Origin of the sequence: Nocardia arizonensis (assembly GCF_001310275.1) — a bacterium.
Lineage (GTDB): Bacteria > Actinomycetota > Actinomycetes > Mycobacteriales > Mycobacteriaceae > Nocardia > Nocardia arizonensis.
Genome location: NZ_LGYZ01000017.1, coordinates 57,517 through 75,652, shown reverse-complemented (window position 1 = coordinate 75,652; position 18,136 = coordinate 57,517). Strand labels below are relative to the sequence as shown.

General features: G+C 66.9%; 18 protein-coding genes. 11 read left to right on the top strand and 7 right to left on the bottom strand.

Annotated elements, in window-relative coordinates:
• On the bottom strand, positions 1 to 1,796 hold a 1,796-nt coding region (locus tag APZ21_RS03375; protein WP_054811733.1), incomplete at its 3' end, for an MMPL family transporter.
• A 115-nt stretch (positions 1,797 to 1,911) separates the two neighbouring features.
• Here APZ21_RS03375 and APZ21_RS03370 point away from each other — a divergent pair.
• The 6 genes from APZ21_RS03370 (at position 1,912) to APZ21_RS03345 (ending at position 7,883) form a co-directional block, all read left to right on the top strand.
• Positions 1,912 to 2,307: an ArsR/SmtB family transcription factor gene (locus APZ21_RS03370; protein WP_054811719.1), complete on the top strand. Its 396-nt coding sequence runs from the start codon at positions 1,912 to 1,914 to the stop codon at positions 2,305 to 2,307.
• A complete protein-coding gene (locus APZ21_RS03365) occupies positions 2,304 to 4,268 on the top strand; it encodes a heavy metal translocating P-type ATPase (protein WP_054811718.1) in 1,965 nt (654 codons plus the stop codon). Before APZ21_RS03370 ends, APZ21_RS03365 begins: the two co-directional genes overlap by 4 nt.
• Positions 4,265 to 4,795 carry a signal peptidase II gene (gene lspA / locus APZ21_RS03360; RefSeq protein WP_054811717.1) on the top strand — a complete coding sequence of 177 codons (531 nt, stop codon included), beginning with the start codon at positions 4,265 to 4,267 and terminating at the stop codon, positions 4,793 to 4,795. Before APZ21_RS03365 ends, lspA begins: the two co-directional genes overlap by 4 nt.
• 28 nt (positions 4,796 to 4,823) lie before the next feature.
• A complete protein-coding gene (locus APZ21_RS03355; protein ID WP_223518920.1) occupies positions 4,824 to 6,323 on the top strand; it encodes an MFS transporter in 1,500 nt (499 codons plus the stop codon).
• Positions 6,324 to 6,415: 92 nt separating this feature from the next.
• Positions 6,416 to 7,003: a cadmium resistance transporter gene (locus APZ21_RS03350; protein ID WP_054811715.1), complete on the top strand. Its 588-nt coding sequence runs from the start codon at positions 6,416 to 6,418 to the stop codon at positions 7,001 to 7,003.
• Positions 7,004 to 7,178: 175 nt separating this feature from the next.
• The gene (locus tag APZ21_RS03345) at positions 7,179 to 7,883 is read left to right on the top strand and encodes an AraC family transcriptional regulator (RefSeq protein WP_228787576.1); all 705 of its coding nucleotides are present in this window, start codon (positions 7,179 to 7,181) and stop codon (positions 7,881 to 7,883) included.
• Positions 7,884 to 7,902: 19 nt separating this feature from the next.
• Here the strand turns inward: APZ21_RS03345 and APZ21_RS35375 are convergent, their stop codons facing one another.
• Entirely contained in the window at positions 7,903 to 9,900 is a 1,998-nt protein-coding gene (locus tag APZ21_RS35375; protein WP_067514407.1) for an N-acetylmuramoyl-L-alanine amidase, read from the bottom strand.
• A gap of 292 nt (positions 9,901 to 10,192) precedes the next feature.
• On the opposite strand from APZ21_RS35375, the gene APZ21_RS03335 reads away from it, so the two are divergent.
• Both APZ21_RS03335 and APZ21_RS03330 read left to right on the top strand, forming a co-directional pair.
• Positions 10,193 to 11,065: a sterol desaturase family protein gene (locus APZ21_RS03335; RefSeq protein WP_054811713.1), complete on the top strand. Its 873-nt coding sequence runs from the start codon at positions 10,193 to 10,195 to the stop codon at positions 11,063 to 11,065.
• A gap of 31 nt (positions 11,066 to 11,096) precedes the next feature.
• Positions 11,097 to 11,441: a DUF3703 domain-containing protein gene (locus APZ21_RS03330; RefSeq protein WP_054811712.1), complete on the top strand. Its 345-nt coding sequence runs from the start codon at positions 11,097 to 11,099 to the stop codon at positions 11,439 to 11,441.
• 72 nt (positions 11,442 to 11,513) lie between these two features.
• Here APZ21_RS03330 and APZ21_RS03325 read toward each other — a convergent pair whose 3' ends face one another.
• From APZ21_RS03325 to APZ21_RS03310, 4 genes are all read right to left on the bottom strand, one after another.
• Positions 11,514 to 11,921: a DUF302 domain-containing protein gene (locus APZ21_RS03325; protein WP_054811731.1), complete on the bottom strand. Its 408-nt coding sequence runs from the start codon at positions 11,919 to 11,921 to the stop codon at positions 11,514 to 11,516.
• A 26-nt stretch (positions 11,922 to 11,947) separates the two neighbouring features.
• On the bottom strand, positions 11,948 to 12,187 hold the full coding sequence (locus APZ21_RS03320; protein WP_054811711.1) for a YgaP family membrane protein: 240 nt from the start codon (positions 12,185 to 12,187) through the stop codon (positions 11,948 to 11,950).
• 49 nt (positions 12,188 to 12,236) lie between these two features.
• Complete coding sequence (locus tag APZ21_RS03315; protein WP_054811710.1) at positions 12,237 to 12,506, bottom strand: metal-sensitive transcriptional regulator; 270 nt, start codon at positions 12,504 to 12,506, stop codon at positions 12,237 to 12,239.
• An 87-nt stretch (positions 12,507 to 12,593) separates the two neighbouring features.
• A complete protein-coding gene (locus APZ21_RS03310) occupies positions 12,594 to 14,750 on the bottom strand; it encodes an MMPL family transporter (RefSeq protein ID WP_054811709.1) in 2,157 nt (718 codons plus the stop codon).
• 535 nt (positions 14,751 to 15,285) lie between these two features.
• On the opposite strand from APZ21_RS03310, the gene APZ21_RS03305 reads away from it, so the two are divergent.
• Positions 15,286 to 15,786, top strand: coding sequence for a class I SAM-dependent methyltransferase (locus APZ21_RS03305; protein ID WP_082392789.1), 501 nt, complete (start codon positions 15,286 to 15,288; stop codon positions 15,784 to 15,786).
• 21 nt (positions 15,787 to 15,807) lie between these two features.
• Here APZ21_RS03305 and APZ21_RS03300 read toward each other — a convergent pair whose 3' ends face one another.
• Positions 15,808 to 17,040, bottom strand: a complete 1,233-nt coding sequence (locus APZ21_RS03300) for an IS256 family transposase (RefSeq protein ID WP_054811708.1) — start codon at positions 17,038 to 17,040, stop codon at positions 15,808 to 15,810.
• Between the two features lie 150 nt (positions 17,041 to 17,190).
• On the opposite strand from APZ21_RS03300, the gene APZ21_RS32670 reads away from it, so the two are divergent.
• A complete protein-coding gene (locus APZ21_RS32670; protein WP_228791103.1) occupies positions 17,191 to 17,352 on the top strand; it encodes a hypothetical protein in 162 nt (53 codons plus the stop codon).
• Positions 17,353 to 17,472: 120 nt separating this feature from the next.
• Positions 17,473 to 17,877 carry a hypothetical protein gene (locus tag APZ21_RS03295; RefSeq protein WP_156370595.1) on the top strand — a complete coding sequence of 135 codons (405 nt, stop codon included), beginning with the start codon at positions 17,473 to 17,475 and terminating at the stop codon, positions 17,875 to 17,877.
• Positions 17,878 to 18,136 lie beyond the last annotated feature (259 nt).

Here is an 18,136-nt window from a genome sequence, read left to right as displayed (position 1 = left end):
CCGAGGGCGGCGCCGGTGGCGAGCAGGTTCATCGCGATGGCCTTGACCGGCAGGGCGATGCTGCGGAACGCGGCGATGAGGAAAATCAGTGAGGCAGTCAGCACGAGGGCGACGACGAGCGGCAGTTTGGTGGTCATTTCGTCGGAGAGGTCGACGAATTCGGCGGTGCTGCCACCGATGCGGACCTCGACTCCGGCCGCGTCAGCCGCTGCGGTGCGAAGGTCGCGAATGAGGTTGGTGGCCTCCATGGAGTCGAACGCGACTGACGGGATCGCCATTGCCAGTACTCGTCCGTCGTTGAGTTGGGTGGGGAGAACGGTGGCGATGCGTTCGTCGCCGGCGATCTCGGTCAGGAATCGGTTGACCCGTTCGGGCGCGTCGCCGCTGAGTGGGGTGTCGCCAGGGCCGGTGGCGATGATTTCGACTGGTGAGAGTGCTCCGGCCGGGAAGTTGGTGGTCAGTGCGGTGGTGGCGCGTCCGGTGGGGGTGTCGTCGAGGGCGCTGGTGCCCATATCGAGGCCGTAGCGGATCCCGAATACCGGGAATGCAGCGATGACGAACACCGCTACTGCGGCCGTGCCGAACAGGACCGGTCGGCGCATGACTAGATACGCCCAGCGCGCCCAGCGACCCGGGCTGGCACCAGGAAGGTCGGTGACGCTGTCGGCGGGGCGCCAGCGGGCCGGGAGTGCGCCGCGGTTGACGGCAGGGCCCAGGACTGCGAGCAGGGCGGGAAGCAGGGTGACGGCGACGATGAGCATGCTGATGACAGCGGTGGCGACGCCGATGGCAATGCCACGGAAGATCGGTGCCTGGATGATGATCAATGCGCAGAGCGAGATCATCACCACCAGGCCCGAGACCAGAATCGTCTTGCCTGCTGTGGCCAGTGAGCGGCCGACCGCGGCCGCGATCGCGGCGTGGTCGGCGACCACGGGATGGGCGAGTTCTTCGCGGAAACGGCTGACGATGAACATCGCGTAGTCGATACCGACGCCCAGGCCGACCATGGTGGCCATGGCCACGGTCAGCGAATCGAACACGGTCACCGTGGTGAGACCGAACAACACCCCGACAGTGGTCAGCAATCCCGCGATGGCTACTCCGATCGGGACCGCCGCGGCGACCAGGGCGCCGAGCGCGAGGACGAGCAGGATGAGCGCGACCGGGATGCCGATCGCCTCGGCGCGAGTCAGATCGGCGTTCTGTAGTTCGGTGGCCGCGTTCTGCACCGCCGAATATCCGGTCAGTCCCACCTCGACGGAGTCGTCGCCCGTGGTGGCGATAGCGCCCTGCAGGTCGCGGGCGACCCTCGCGCGTTCTGCCATGTCGCCGCCGATACCGACCAGCGCGATCGCGACGTGCCCATCAGCCGAGATCTGGGATCCGGGCGGCCCGTCGTAGGGGCCGATGACATCGACCACGCCCGGCACCTCCTTGGCCGCGGTGACTGTGTGAGTCACCGCTGCACGGAAGTCGGAGTCGTCGGCGGTGAGGGCAGAGGATCTCAGCACAATGACCGCCTGCTCGGCGCCGAACTGTGGAAAGTGCTGGGCAACAAGACGATCGACCCCGGTGGACTCGGAGCCTTCGACGCCGAAGTCCATGGCACCGAGCCGGTTTTCGAGTAGTGGGTAGGCCACCGCACACACCGCCAGTAGTAGCGCCCAGATCGCCAAGACCGCGCGTCTGCGTCGGGCCATGAGAACGCCCCACCGATACAGCAGCCCTGGCGAGCCAGGTGGCAGTGGTTTCTGCCGCGACCTCTCGGTGACGGTGATCCGCTGCTGGTTCACGTGTTCTCCCTCCGTAACCGATCATCATTGATCGTCAAATGACGATGTGATCGTTGAAATGAGATTAATCACGCAAGCGGTCGATATCAATACCCTCTGCCGCTATCATCGTCGTATGGCGATTAATGAGGGCGAGGGTTGCCTCGTCGAGACGCAGGGCTTGGATCCGGCGGTGGCGTTGTTCCACAGCCTCTCGGATGGGACGCGGTTGGCGATTGTCCAGCGGTTGGCGTCCGGGGAAGCGCGGGTCGCGGATCTGATGGCCGGGCTCGGTCTGGCGCAGTCGACGGTGTCGGCGCATGTGGCGTGCCTGCGGGACTGTGGGCTGGTGGTGGGTCGTCCGCAGGGCAGGCAGGTGTTCTACAGCCTGGCCCGTCCTGAGCTGATGGATCTGCTCGCCTCGGCGGAGACCCTGCTCGCGGCGACCGGTAACGCGGTGGCGTTGTGCCCGAACTACGGCACCGACGCCACCTCCCCGACGACGGAGACCACTGCGGAGGTGCGAGCGTGAGCGACGCGTGCGGCTGCGGCCACGACGAACCCACCGCAGACGGCGAGACCGAGGAGCGGGAACCCGAAAAGCTCTGGGAGGTCAGTGAACTGCGCGCTGCCGCAGTTGCCGGTGTGCTGCTGGTGGCGGCACTGATCGTTGGCTGGACCGGCGGCCCACGCCCCGTGGAGTTGGGTTTGGAGATCGCCGCACTGCTGGTCGGTGCCTACACCTTTGTCCCGTCGACGTTCAAACGGTTGGCCAAGGGCAAGATCGGGGTCGGCACGCTGATGACGATCGCCGCGATCGGTGCGGTGATCCTGGGCGAGGTCGGCGAAGCCGCGATGCTGGCGTTCCTGTTCTCCATCAGCGAGGGCCTCGAGGAGTACGCGGTCGCCCGCACTCGCCGCGGTCTGCGCGCGCTGCTGAACCTGGTCCCCGACCGGGCCACCGTGCTGCGTGACGGCACTGAAACCGTGATCAGCCCGGCGGAGCTGCGGGTGGGGGACCGGATGCTGGTTCGCCCCGGCGAGCGTGTCGCCACCGACGGCGTGATCGTCGAAGGCCGTAGCGCGCTGGATGTTTCGGCGATCACCGGCGAATCGGTACCGGTGGAGGCAGGGCCGGGTGCGGAGGTGTTCGCGGGGTCTATCAACGGCACCGGCGTGCTGACCGTCGAGGTCACCACGACCGCTGAGGACAACTCTTTGGCGCGGATCGTACGGATCGTGGAGGCCGAGCAGGCCCGCAAGGGTGACGCCCAACGCTTGGCGGACAAGATCGCCAAACCGCTGGTGCCCGGCATCATGATCGCGGCCGCCGCGATCGCGGTGATCGGTGCGCTCTTCGGCGATCCGGTCACCTGGATCGAACGCGCGCTGGTCGTCTTGGTCGCGGCGTCACCGTGTGCGCTCGCGATCTCGGTACCGGTCACCGTGGTGGCCGCGATCGGTGCTGCGAGCAAGTTGGGTGTGCTGGTCAAGGGCGGCGCCGCGCTCGAGGCGATGGGTCGGGTGCGTGAGGTCGCGCTCGATAAGACCGGCACGCTGACCGCGAACAAGCCCGCTGTCGTCGAGATCTCGACGGTCACCGGCGTCGATCAGGAAACTGTGCTCGGTGTCGCCGCGGCGCTGGAATCGCGCAGTGAGCATCCCCTCGCTCGTGCCATCCTCGCCGCCGTCGACACCTTCGCTCCCGCGACCGACGTCGAGGCCGTCACCGGCGCCGGGTTGACCGGTCTGGTCGACGGCCGGGCGGCACGACTGGGCCGCCCGGGCTGGATAGAACCCGGTGCGCTGGCTGCCGATGTGGAGCGGATGCAGCACGCGGGGGCGACTGCGGTGCTGATCGAGCTCGACGGCCAGGTGATCGGTGCGATCGCTGTGCGCGATGAACTGCGTCCAGAGGCGGGTGAGGTCATCGACCGGTTGCATGCCCTGGGTATTCGCGTGTCGATGCTCACCGGCGACAACGCGCGCACTGCCGCCGCGCTGGCCGCCGAGGCCGGGATCGAAGACGTGCACGCGGACCTGCGCCCGGAAGACAAGGCCCGCATCGTGGCCGAACTGCGTACCGACCGGTTCACCGCGATGGTCGGCGACGGCGTCAACGACGCCCCCGCCCTGGCCACCGCCGACCTCGGTGTGGCGATGGGCGCGATGGGCACCGACGTCGCCATCGAGACCGCCGACGTGGCGCTGATGGGGGAGGACCTGCGGCACCTGCCGCGCGCGCTCGAGCACGCCCGCCGGGCCCGGCGGATCATGTTGCAGAACGTCGGCTTGTCGCTGGGGCTGATCACGATCCTGATCCCGCTGGCACTGTTCGGAATCCTCGGATTGGCGGCGGTGGTGCTGGTCCACGAGCTCGCCGAGATCGTCGTGATCGCCAACGGTGTCCGCGCAGGACGCACGAAGTCCCTGGCCTCGCTGCCCGATTCGACGGCAAAGCCCGCCCCGGCGCTGGCCGGAGCCTCCGCGTGATCGCCACCTCGTCGTCTGCTCCCACCGTTTCGCGGTGGGGGCGGCGACTGCGGTGGGCCGCAGCCGCAGCCGTGTTCGCCGGGATCGACCTCGCGCTCAAAGCATGGGCGCAGACCGCGCTGGACGGGTCGCCGATCGAGGCGGGGCCGGTGGATCTGCGGTTGGCGTTCAACCCCGGCGCCGCGTTCTCGATCGCCGCCGACGCACCGACCTGGGTGATGCTGTCGATCACCACGGTGATCACCACGGCGGTCGCGGTGGCCGGATGGGTTGTCGCACCGCGCGCGAACTTGTTCACCCGGGTCGCACTCGCCGCAATTTTGGGTGGTGCCGCTGCCAATGTCATTGACCGAGCCCCCGACGGGCTGGTCACCGACTATCTGCATACCGGCTGGTGGCCCACCTTCAACCTGGCCGACACCTTCATCGTGCTCGGCGCGACCGCCCTGATCATCACCACCCTGATCGGAAACTCCGATGAGCGAGAACAACTCTCACCCGATCGCCACACCGGCAATCGGGACTGAACCGAGCCCATCGCGTCGGTGGGCAGGGTTGGCGGCGCTGGTCGTGGCCCTGCTCACCGTGGGGCTGGACCTGATGGTCCTCAACGTCGCCCTGCCTACCCTGGCGCAAGACCTGGGCGCGAGCACCACCCAGCTGCAGTGGATCGTCAACGCCTACACGCTGGTCTTCGCCGCGCTGATGCTGCCCGCCGGTGGCTTCGGCGACCGCTACGGCCGCAAACGGCTGCTGCTGGTAGGTCTGGTCGCCTTTGTCGCCGCGTCGGCATGGGCCGCCTACAGCGGGTCCACCGGTTCGCTGATCGCCGCCCGCGCGGTCATGGGCATCGGAGCCGCGATCATCGTGCCGCTTTCACTCGGGATCCTGCCGACGCTGTTCGGTCCAGACCAGCGTCGTCGCGCGATCGCGGTGTGGGTGGGCGCACTGGGCGTCGGTTTGCCGCTGGGCCCGATCGTCGGAGGCTGGCTTTTGCAGCACTTCTGGTGGGGCTCGGTGTTTCTCATCAACGTCCCGGTCGGTGTCGCCGCTGTGGTTGCCTGCATGGTGTTGGTGCCCGAGTCGGCCGATCCGGACGCACCGCCGCTGGACTGGCTCGGGATCGTCACCGCCGTGCCCGGTACGGCGGCGGTGGTGTTCGCCGTCATCCAAGCACCCGAGTACGGGTGGGCCGACCCCATCGTGCTCGCCACTCTCACAGCCGGTGTGGTGCTGATCGTGGGATTTGTGATGTGGGAACGGCGGGCCCGCCACCCTCTGGTCGATCTGGCACTGTTCGCCGATCCCGCCTTCACCTGGCCCACCCTGGCCGCTACTGCGGGGACCTTCACCCTTGTCGGAGTGCTGTTCGTGCTGCCGCAATACTTGCAGATCCTGCGCCATCACGACGCCTTCGGCACCGGACTGCGCTTGGTTCCGTTGGTGCTGGCGATCATCGTCGCCGCGGCCGCGGTCGACAAGATCGTCACCCGCGTCGGCGCGAAAGTCCCGATCGTCACCGGAATGGTAATCGCGTCAGCTGGTTTCGTGCTCGCGTCCCGTATCACCGTTGACACCGGCTACGGCTATGTGGCGACGTGCCTCGCGGTTATCGGCTTGGGCGCAGGGCTGGCGTTGGCACCGGCGGTCGACGCGGTCATGGCGAGCTTGCCCGAACACCGCAGCGCCGCGGGAGCCGGTTTGCTGATGGCCATCCGACAGGTCGGGGCCGCGTTCAGCGTCGCCATCCTGGGCACCCTGCTCACCGTCGTCTACACCCGCGACCTCGACCCCCACCTGAACGGGCTACCCGAGGCCGTGGTCGGCGCGGCACGCGACAACATCGCTGGAGCACAACTGGTCGCGACCGGGCTTCCTGACCCAGCTGGTGCCGACCTTACCGCCACCAGCGCCCACGCCTACACCGAAGCTATATCTGCGGTGTTCCTGGCCAGCGCCGCTGTCAGCGCCCTGCTCGCCGCGGCCATCGCCGCCAAGCTCCCCAAACAGACACCCTCGCCGGGGCGAACATCACCGGCGCCCAGCCCGCGATGAGGTAGACAGTCGGTAGCCAGCCGCGAGGGTGCAGCCCGACAACGCACGTCCGCCCAATCACTGTGTGCTCCCCGAGAAAGGCCTCCACGCCAATGGTTACCACGATCTTGCAGGCCATCGGGCTCTTCCTGGTGACCAACATCGACGACATCATCGTGCTGTCCCTGTTCTTCGCCCGCGGCGCGGGGACTCGCGGAACCACCCTCGCCATCGCAACGGGGCAATATCTCGGTTTCGGCGCGATCCTCGCCGCGTCCATCCTCGTCGCGCTCGGTGTGACCGCGTTGCTGCCGGAACACGCTATCGCCTACTTCGGGCTGATACCGCTGCTGCTCGGTTTGCTCGCCGCATGGCGAGCGTGGCGAAACCACGACGACGACGATCGGGTCGAGGGCAAGAAGGTGGCGGTGTGGACGGTTGCCGCGGTGACCTTCGCCAACGGAGGCGACAACATCGGCGTCTATGTCCCTGTCTTCGCCACCGTGGGAACGGCGGCGATTTTCGCCTACTCGGTCGTGTTCCTGCTGTTGGTCGGGGTGTTGGTGCTCGCCGCGAAGTTCCTCACCACCCGCAAGGGCATTGCCGAGATCTTGGAGCGGTGGGAACACATACTCTTTCCGCTCGTTCTGGTCGTTCTCGGAATTGTCATCCTCGTCAGCGGCGGCGCGTTCGGCCTCTGACCGCCCACCACCCTGTTTACACACGAGATCACCAAGAGGGAGGACGCGAGGTGACCTGTCTGTGCCCGTGCTCGTGTTGTCGATTGCTGTCCGGGAACGACCGGACATGGCGCGTGCGGAGGTGAGCGCTCCCGAGCACCGATGGTCCGGCGGGGTTTCGTTGACTCCCGGGCTCATGACATTCACCGGCGAGATCGGCGACGCAGCTGCCCACGCGCACGCCGCCGTGCAGGTGCTCTTCGTCGCACGAGGGAGACTGACCCTCGCCGACGCGGCCGGACACACCACGCCCGCGCTCGCCGCGATTATCCCACCCGGTGTAGTCCACCAGGTCAGTACCGAACCGGGCACCAGCGGATTCCTCGCGTTCCTCGATCCCGACAGCGTGACCGCCCACGCGGCACTGGCCCGACTGGGCGGGCAACCGCGCCACGCAGTCACCAGCTGGGTCAGCGTCGCTGCGCCCCTACCGGCTCCGCCGGGCGGCGGTCCGGTCACCAGATCGGTGCGCCGGGCCTCGCACCCTGTCGTGGCCGAGGCGCTGCGCCGGGCGACCTGCTGGGTGGGAGGTCCACCCTCGCTGGGTGAACTCGCCGCCGACATCGGGATTTCGGCGAGCCGCCTCTCCCATATTTTCACCGCGCAGGTGGGATTGCCGTATGTGGCGTGGCGGCGGTGGGTACGCCTGCAGCTCGGATTCGCTGTCGTGCGTGAAGGCGGTTCCCTCACCGAAGCCGCGCACACAGCGGGGTTCGCCGACAGCGCCCACCTCACTCGCACCTGCCGCGATCTGATCGGCATCTCTCCGACCGAAGCACTCGTCGCCACCGGATGGCGGCCACCACCCCCACGCGAGCGAGTCACCACCGAATCACGCTGATGGCAGCGCGCGAACTACCTCACGGTCCGGCCACCGGCACCTCGCCGGGCCCAACTTCTGGCGTATCAGCCAGCGCCGGAGCCGGAACCTGTGCGGGCTCTGCCGGTAGCGGTGCAGGTGCTGGTGGAGTGTCTGCTGTTGCCGGCGTGGGAGTGGCCGGCGGCCTCGGATGATCGGAACCTGGCTGGGGCAGCCCCAGTGTGGTGACGACACCGGTCGCCTCGTTGAACACCAACGACCCGCGACCGAAATCGACCCGCACGCCACCCGGGACCGGGTACTCGTTGCTGCGCGGCGTGCCCAGCACGCCGTTGTCCCCGCCGAGCTGGGCGAACCGTTGCCCGATGCGCCCGGCGACTTCATAGACCTGACCGTCGGGGGCTTGGAACAGGTAACCGTTGACGAACCTGGCATACTGCCCGCCCTCGGCGGTGGGCACCGGCTCCGAGGCGGCCAACCCCAGCCGCCCCTGCGGTCCACCGGCATCGACCCAACGCCGAGCCAACATATTGTGGTCGACCAGATCCAACAGCTTGCCCGTCAACGCCGCCAGCGCCGACACGTCGGCATCAACATCAGGATCGGGTTGCGCGGGCACCGGCACCGAAGCCTGTCTCGGCCCCGCACCCGAACCCACACCCGCAGCGATCGAACGGATACGGTCCATCAGCGCATAGGCGGCATCCCCGGCGCAGGTGGTGTTACCGACATCGCGATGAGAGAACACCACCGGTAACTGCACCTGTTCACCCTCGCCATACGGAGTGAACTCGGTGCCCTCGGAGATCATCGTGGTGGTCCCCCGCGGATCCAAACCCGCGACGCGAGCACGCCATCCGACGAACTGACCCATCGCGGTGATCGCCGCCTGGGTCGGGTCCTCGGATTCGTGATTGCCCATGAACGCCACTCCAGCGGTGTTTTCGTTGAAACCACCGGTGTGCGCGCCCTGCACTGGCTCGTCCAAACCGCCGAAATGGCCTTCGAAGATTTGGCCGTATTTGTCCACCAGTGCGTGGTAGCCGATATCGCACCAGCCCAACGTTTCGGCGTGGTAGGCGTAGATCCCGCGCACGATCGCCGCGGACTCGGCCTTGCTGTAGTCGTTGCGGCCCGCGGTGTGATGCACCACGATCCCGCCCAGGCCGTCGTCGTAGGTTGGATCCTCACACCGGATCGATTCGTCGGCGCCCCACTGCGCGCGGCTGATCACCCGTGGCCCGCCACCAGCCAGCGGTGCCGCGATCGCCGACAGGTTCTCCTCACTACGGCCGGGATCGAGCAACACCGCGCTCATCTGCGGGACTGCGGGACCGAGATGGTCCGGGCCCGCGACCGGGGCCGGTCCCCGTGATCCGGGCTCCGCTGTGTCGGTTAGCTTGCGCGTGCTCAGGATTTGCACCGCGTCGGTGTCACCGACATAGACCGGTTCACTACCCTGCATGCGGCCCGGACCGGGGCGGCGAGCCGAAACACTGTCGTCGGTCCCGGCCTCGAACCACGGACCCCAGGAACTGTCGAGTTGGCGGGCCCGCACCATCGTGGTGACACCCGCGAGATCCGGCGCGGTCAACCCGACCATGCTGAAACGACTCCCGTTGGTGAGCTCAGTGACCTGGGCGCCGACCCGATCTGCCAAGTGCTCGGGCACCACACCTGGATCCAACGCCGGGGTCCGCGCCGATATCGGCGCAGTCCCCTCGTCGGTGACGAACCCGATCGGCCCGACCCGGGAACCCTCCGGCAGCGGCGGGGCGCCGGGCACGAGCCGAAGATCCGCGACCTTCAGGTCCGGTAACTGCATGCCGGCCAGCTCGCGCAACGGCAACACGACCCTCGGCGCCCCAGCCAACCCGATCTGGGTCGTCGCAGTAGGCCGGAGCCGATCGGTTTCACTGTCGTTGGAGAACCGGTACTGTCCGTCACCACCGAGGAAACCGGCCGCGACCGGCGCCGCGACCACAGCGACCGCGACCAGGGGAAGCACATAGCTTCGTTTGCGGGTGTAGTTCGGCACGAATACTCCTACGTCAGTAGAAACCACGATGGCGGGCCCGGATCATGCGTCCGAACCGGCACCACCGATCACACCAGCCACAGCCACCTCAAAGAATGAAGTGTTACTTGAGACTGTAGCCAGGGTGTAGCCGTACTTCGGTGCGACACCCGGGGCATCCGCTTGATCGATGAGGCGTCACCGGCGCGGAGAGTCAGCTGATTTCTTCAAGCCCGGCCTATTGCCTGGGCGCGAAGCTGAATCCGTGTCCACGCTCATCTTTGCCCTCGTCCGCTTCGGCTATGCGCCGTTGATGCTGCTCGGCATCAACGGTGCCGGTGTCGCCCTGGCCGCCGCCGGTGCCAACAAACTGTGGCTGCTCGCCTTACTCGGGATCGCGGTGGCGGTGTCGTTCACCGCCGAAGCGGTTCTGCCGTACCGGGCGGACTGGAACACCTCCCACGGTGATACCGGCCGCGACACCGCACACGGCTTCGTCAACGAAACCCTCATCCTGGGCAGCGTCGCCGCCATCCCCGCACTGGCCGCGCTGATTCCTGGTGACGGGATCTGGCCTGGCAGTTGGCCTTTCATTGTCCAGGTGCTGATCGCGATACTCGTCGCCGACTTCGGTATCACCCTGGCTCACTACGCCAGCCACAAGATCGCGATCCTGTGGCGATTCCACGCCGTACACCACAGCGTGCAACGGTTCTACGGCCTCAACGGCCTCATGAAACACCCGCTGCACCAAACCGTCGAGATGACCGCCGGAGTCACACCGCTCCTGCTGGTCGGGATCCCGGTCCCGGTCGCGGCGGCATTATCGCTAGCGGTGGCGGTGCAACTGTTGCTGCAACACTCCAACGCCGACTATCGCGTCGGCCCGCTCAGATACGTTCTGGCGCTCAACGAAGGCCACCGTTTCCACCACCTCAAATGGGCAGGTATCGGTGACGTCAACTTCGGGTTGTTCACCCTGATCTGGGATCACCTGCTGCGCACCTACAGCTACGACCCGCACCGACGGTTCTCCAGCGCAGACCTCGGCATGGCAGCCAAACCCGACTACCCCAGTGGCTACCTCGCCCAACTCGCCGAACCCTTCACCCGTCACGGCACCGTCCAGCCCAGCCCGGAGGCGACGGCTGTGCTCGGCGCCGCCGAACAGGCGAAGAAAGCCTAACGCTCACCGCTCAACACGAAGGAGCACCCCAATGGCGAAGATTCCCGACGCTGCCCGTGCCCGCCACCACGAAGAGATGCAGGCCGCGAACACCACCACCGACCCGGCACGACGCTGGAGCCATCTCGAACGAGCCCACATCCTGTCCCAACCCGATCCCTGGCTGCACACCGCCAACCACGTCGCCATGTTCGCCCTCGCGGTACGTCAACGCGACCGGCGCGAAGCCTTCGGGCAGGTCATCCGGATCATCGTCGCCGCACCAGGGTCGCTGGCCGGGCTCGCCCCGGAAGGCAACACCGGCCGTGCCGATGTCGGATTGCGCCAAACCATGACCACTCCGCCTGATCTCGCCGCGTTGCTGGAGTCGAGCTGATCCGGTAGCCACCCGGTCAGGCGGTGTCTCGATACGGGCGACTCGTTTGGCCGCGGTGGGTTGGGCGAGGTGTCAGGTCCGGGTCGAGTCCAGCGCGGCCAGTGCTGCGTGCAGCCGGGTGGTGGCCTCGTCGGCGACGGTGTCGAAGGCGGGTTGGTCGGTCACCTGGACCATCAGTTGAGGGTTCATGGCTTCGACGATGATGGTGTCGGGGTCGGTCCGGTCGCGGCGGACCACCACGTTGCAGGGCAGCAGGAGTCCGATCTGGCGGTTGGTCTCGACCGCGCGGTGGGCCAGGGGCGGGTTGCAGGCGCCGAGGATGCGGTAGTCCTCCATGTCGTGGCCGAGTTTGGCTTTGAGGGTGGCTCGCATGTCGATCTCGGTGAGGATGCCGAATCCTTGCTCGGCCAGCGCGGTTCGGGTGCGTTCGATTGCGTCGTCGAAGGTGGTGTGCAGGCTCGTCGAGAGGGCTAGGTCCATCATGTGCTCCGATCCGAGACGAGTGGTCAGGCGGTAGGGGTTGGGCAGGACGCGTCGGCGAGGCCGAACCGGCGCATCACCAGGGTGGCCGGGCACCAGCCCATCGCGCTGTAGAGCAGCAGATTCGCCCCGACCAAGGCGGTCAGGATCAACCACCAGGGCGACAGGGTCGTGCTCAGCAGTGCGCTGAGCAGGACCAGGGTTCCGGCCAGGGCCGGGACGAGGCGGGTGATGGTCCATTCGCGCGGTCGCGGTGGCAGTGCCATCGGCGGGAGTCCTTTCGGTGAGTGCCAGACCCCGGGCGTGTGTTGGGGGTCAGGCCAGGGCGAGGAAGAGTTTTTCCAGTTCCTCGATGCTGAGGGGTGCGCGCTCACCGTCGGGGGTTTCGGTGAGGCATTCGCGCAGACCGGTGGCGACGATCTTGAATCCGGCGCGGTCGAGGGCTTTGGAGACCGCGGCGAGTTGGGTGACCACGTCCTTGCAGTCGCGCCCGGCCTCGATCATGGCGATCACCCCGGCCAGTTGGCCTTGCGCGCGGCGCAGCCGGTTGAGGACCTGCGCGATTTCGTCGTCGTTGCCGATCATGATGTGTCCCTTTCTCGGATCCTCACCCCACAATACCCCCAGGGGTATCTGAAGTGAGGATCCGGGAGAGGGGTCGGTGTCGCTGGGTCAGTGGTGGGCGAAGCTGATGGCGGGCAGAACCCGGTGCAACCACGCCGGGCTCCACCAGGCCGCGTGCCCGGTCAGGCGCAGGATCACCGGCAGCAATACCAGTCGAACCAGCAGCGCGTCGAGCAGCACCGCCACACCCAGGATGATGCCCATCTCCTTCGGCGGCAGCGGCTCGGCCAGGGCGAAGGTGAAGAACACCGCCACCATCACCGCCGCGGCGGCGAAAATGACCCGCCCGGAATGCGCCAGCCCGTCCAGGTGCGCGGCGTGTGGGTCGCCTGTGCGTTCGTAATGCTCCTTGGCGGTAGCCAACAGGAACACCGTGTAGTCCATGGCTATGGCGAAGATCATCGCGAAGAAGAACACCGGCCCCCACCCGTCCAGGAACCCTTGCGGGGTGAAACCGAGCAGCCCGGCACCGTGCCCGTCCTGGAAGATCAGCTTGGCCACCCCGAACGCGGCCGCGGTCGAGAGCAAGCTGACCAGGGTGCCCAGGGCCGCGATCAGCGGAGCCCGCAACGCGATCAGCAACAGCACGAACCCCAGGATCAGGATGACCGCCACCACGATGGGCAGGTAGTCGTTCAGGGCTTGTTGCAGGTCGAGGTTCTCCGCCGCCGCACCACCAACGACGGCGTTCTCGGGTAGATCGGCGCGCAGACGGTCCAGGATCTGGGCCATCTGCGGTGCGGACGGATCCACCGCGGGCATCGCCTGCATCATCACCAGGTCGGCGCCGTCGGCGGCGGGCTGGGGTGGGGTGAGCATGAGGATGCCGTCGCTGGCGCGCGCGATGGTCGCGGTGGTCTCGGCCTCGGCGGCGGGAGCGATGATCGAGAGCATGCCCGGGGCTCCAGGTCCGAACTGCTGCTGAATCAGTTCATAGCCTTGGCGCACGGGGGCCTCGGCGGGCACCACCGTGATCGAGGGCATCGCGGTCTTGAGCCCGAACATCGGTATCGCCAACCCGATCAGGATGGTCAGCGCCACCGCAGCGAGGGGCCACGGGTGCTTGTGCAGGATCTGACCCCAGCGTGCGAACACCGGGGAGCGGTGCTGCTGACGGCGCGCGTACGGCAACGCCGCAGCGTTGACCTTGCCACCGAGCGCTCCGAGCGCGGCGGGCAGCAGGGTCAGGGTCGCGGCCAGCACGAACACCACCGCGAGCATGATCCCCACGGCCATGGTCCGCACCGCGGGGGCGGGCACGATCAGCACCGCCGACAAGCTCACCAGAACCGTCAACCCCGAGAGCAGGACCGCCTTGCCGGCGGTGTCCATGGTCTCGGCGACCGCGGCGCGGGGATCGCCCGTGCGGGCCAGGGCGTCGCGGAAGCGAGCCACCAGGAACAACGCGTAGTCGATGCCCAGGGCCAGGGCGAACATCATGGCGAAGTTCATCGCCCACACCGAGATCGGGGTGATCTGGTTCAGCAACACCAGCCCACCCGCGGAGGCGACCAGGCCCGCCAGGGTCAGCAGCAACGGCAGCCCGGCAGCGACCAGTGACCCGAACGCGAGCACCATGATCGCCAAAGTGACCGGCCACGAGTACATCTCGGCCTTGATCATCGCGTCGTGGTTGGCGACGTTGAAATCGCTCCACAACGCCGAGGCCCCGGTCGGGTAGACCTCGATCCCGTCCTGGGACAGCGCGCTCAACGCGTCCTTGTGTTCGTCGACGGCCTTGACCATGTCGTCGGTGGAGGCGTTTGCGCCCGCGATCACGATTCCGGTGTGCTCATCAGGGCTGATCGTGAATCCGGGCTGCGGGGCGATCACCTGCGCGATCCGCTCGTCACCGGCGAACACCGCGGTGACCTGCTCGACCGTACGGGTCATCGCCGGATCGCCGATCCTGGCGGCCTCGGAATGGATCACCACCTGCACCGCGGCCGAGGAATTGCCGCCGAAGTGTCGCTGGGCCAGTTCGCGTGCGCGTACCGATTCCGAGCCGTTGGCCTGCCATCCCGCCCCGGCCAGAGAGGTGAACACGCTAGGCGCGGCGGCTCCGAGTGCGATCAGCACCAGCAACCACACCCCGATCACCGCCTTGGTGCGCCCGGCCATGAACGCACCCCACCGGCCCAGCGCACCGGAGTGCCCGGTGCCGTGGTGAGCGGGTTCGGTGACAGCGAGTTTCGTGTCCACCATTCCACCTTTCGTAAATACCCTAGGGGGTATACCTCGTGTCGAGACGAAGATACCCGAGGGGGTATTGGCGGGCGCATCCCGCCCCCTACTCGCGGCAACCAACTGCAGCCTCATGGGCATCGTCGAGTTCATGCGAGCCACCGCCGGGGACTGGGCTGTATCGCTGCCGAAATCGACCTGCATCTTGATCCGGCGTGCCCGTTCGCGTGGGTGCCCTGCTGGTTGCTGCTCGCTGCTGCCTACGACGGCCCGCATACGGTGCGACTGCGGCACTTATGCACGGCCGTGCTCAACGAAAGCGACGACGTGGACGCCGATCATTGAGCGCTCACGCCGCCTGGGCCGAGTGTTCGCCGCAGCCCGACCGACGGACTCGGGTCTGTGACCAGATCAGCCCCACGCCGACCCCGCGGGACCTGGACGCGCTGGCGGCACCAAGCCGCTACCTAGAGAGTTCAGGGGTTTTCCCGATAGTGACTGTTGGAGATGCAGCGCAGACTGGGACTCACCCGACGGACCACCGAACAGAGGCATCATGCAGCAGCCGAGCATCGACCGCATCGCCGCGGTTTTCGACAGAAACGCCACACGTTACGACCGCCAGATCGGCGCGTTCGAGCGATTTATGCTCGGTGACGCGCGTGGTTGGGCCGTGGGTCATGCCAGGGGACGGGTCCTTGAACTTGCCGTAGGCACTGGGTTGAACTTGCCCCGCTATGGCAGCGAGGTGGAACGGGTCATCGGCCTCGACGTCTCCCAAGGTGTCCTCGATATCGCTCGACAGCGCCCGCACCGCCAGGATCTCGCGGTGCAGCTCCGTCTGGGTGACGTGCAGGACCTCGATGTTCCTGACTCGAGCGTCGATACGGTGGTATCGACCTACACTTTCTGCACCATTCCCGACCCGGGACGTGCCTGTGCGCAGGCGTACCGGGCGCTGATCCCGGGTGGGGTTTTCGTGCTCGCTGAGCACGGACCATCCACCTCAGCACCGGCTCGGCTCGGTCAAGTCCAAATGCGTGGTGTATCGAAGTGATCGCCGCGTGACCGCTGCCGGTCAGGCGGTCAACGCTGCGGGATCCTCCTGTTCATCGCTGGGTTCGGTGTGGTTGCGGGAGCGGGCCAACACGTCGAGGCCGAGGTAGCGGCGGCCTTCGATCCATTCGTCGTGTTGTTCGGCCAGGACAGCGCCGACGAGGCGGATGATCGCGGTGCGGTCGGGGAAGATCCCGACGACGTCGGTGCGGCGCCGGATTTCCTTGTTCAACCGTTCTTGGGGGTTGTTCGACCAGACCTGACGCCAGATCTGTTTCGGGAAGCTGGTGAACGCGAGCAGGTCGGCGCGGGCCGCGTCCAGGTGCGCGGCGACTTTCGGAAGCTTCTCGGCCAATGCGTCGAGCATCCGATCATATTGAGACCCAACCGATTCCGGGTCGGCTTGATCGAAGACCGAGTGGAGCAGAGTCCGAACCCACGGCCACGACGTTTTCGGTGTGATCGACATCAGGTTGACGGTGTAGTGGGTCCGGCAACGCTGCCAGGACGCGCCGGGCAGGGTCGCTCCGATCGCCGCGACCAGCCCGGCGTGGGCGTCGGAGGTGACCAACTCGACCCCGGACAAACCCCGCGCGACCAGATCACGGAAGAACGCCAACCAGCCGGCACCGTCTTCACCACTGGTGACCTGCAAGCCCAGGATTTCGCGGTAGCCGTCGGCGTTGACACCGGTCGCGATCAGGGCATGGACGTTGACCACCCGCCCGTTCTCGCGCACCTTCAACACCAGGGCGTCCGCGGCGACGAACGTGTAAGGGCCTTGGTCGAGTAAGCGGGTCCGGAACGCTTCGACCTGGGCATCGAGGTCGGTGGCCATGATCGAGACCTGCGACTTCGACAGCTGCGTGACGCCGAGGGACTCGACGAGTTTCTCCATCCGCCGGGTCGAGACACCGAGCAGGTAGCAGGTCGCGACCACGCTGGTCAGGGCTCGTTCGGCGCGTTTGCGGCGTTCGAGCAGCCAGTCGGGGAAGTAGCTACCCGACCGCAGTTTCGGGATCGCGACGTCCATGGTCCCGACGCGGGTGTCGAAATCGCGGTGGCGGTATCCGTTTCGGGAGTTGACCCGGTCCTCGCTGCGTTGCCCGTAGTCGGCGCCGCACATGCTGTCGGCTTCGGCGTTCATGATCGTGTGGACGAAGCTGGACAGCAATTCTCGCAGCAGATCAGGGCTGGCCGCGGCGAGTTGGGTGTCGAAGGGCTTGCTCGGGTCGATACGCTGGATATCGGTCATCGCGTGATGTCTCCTTCAAGTGACTTTGGACGGTCTCTTCAAGGGTCACGCGGTGACCACCTCGTTTCCGGCTACGACACGCTCGGAACAGGGGGCTGCTCGGGTGGTCGGGCCGTACACCACGCTATTGGACGCAACCCTCGGCTCTTCATGCGGTTGATCGAGCCGATCAGCGTCAGGTTCGGGGCCGACCATCTGCTGCGTGATCCGATTCCCTACCTGGAAGCCGCCGGATTCGTGATTTCCGAATCACGTCGCACCGGCCGCGGTGGGGTCACCTTCCGGGTCCTGGCGCAAAAGCCCGCTGATTGAGCAGTCGTCTGTCGCGAGTAGTCGTCGGCCCGGTCGTCTGGGCGGTTTCGGATCATCTATTACCCTGGCGGCGTGCAGAGCAGGCGTTGCGGTGTAGCTGTGCGAGTGGGACTCGCGCGGTTGACCGCGGTGTTGGCAGCTCTGGTGGGACTGGCGATGATGCAGACTTCACCGTGCGCGGATGAGGTTCGCGCCTTTGGTCATGACATGCGGTGCGCGACCATCAATGTGTCGTCAGCTGCTGTCAGCGATGAGGGCACTTCTGCGCCGTCAGCGTCGGAAGTGGCGGGCGACCTCGACGCTGGCGCTGATCTTCTCGCCGGCGCCGTGTTGGGGCCGGAGTCTCCGGTCGGAGTGCTCGGGCTGTGTGTGATTCTGCTCCTGAGCGTGTTGTTCGCCGTGGCTCGGCAGGCCCGCGCCCGTCCGATCCTTGTTGTACCGGCACGCGCGGGGCCGCGCCCGCGCAACATTCAGCGGCGCTGGCACGCGCCCAGCTTGGCCATGCTCTGCGTGTTGCGCACATAGGAGCAGGCCTTCTCTCGGTGCGTCCGCATGTTGTCGGCATCCGCAGTCGGCACCGCCGACGCACCATTCGAGGCAACTACTTGACGCGGCCGTGTCGTGTTCGACGCACGGCAAACTGCCGATCACCGTCATCCATAGCGAGCGGTCGCCTGTCGTCGGCATCGGATGCGCCCTCTATGGCGGGAAACCGCGCGCACCGAGACCCGTCCGACATTCCCGCTTTCGGAAAACAGTAAGGAACCGACATGCCGCAAAGGCA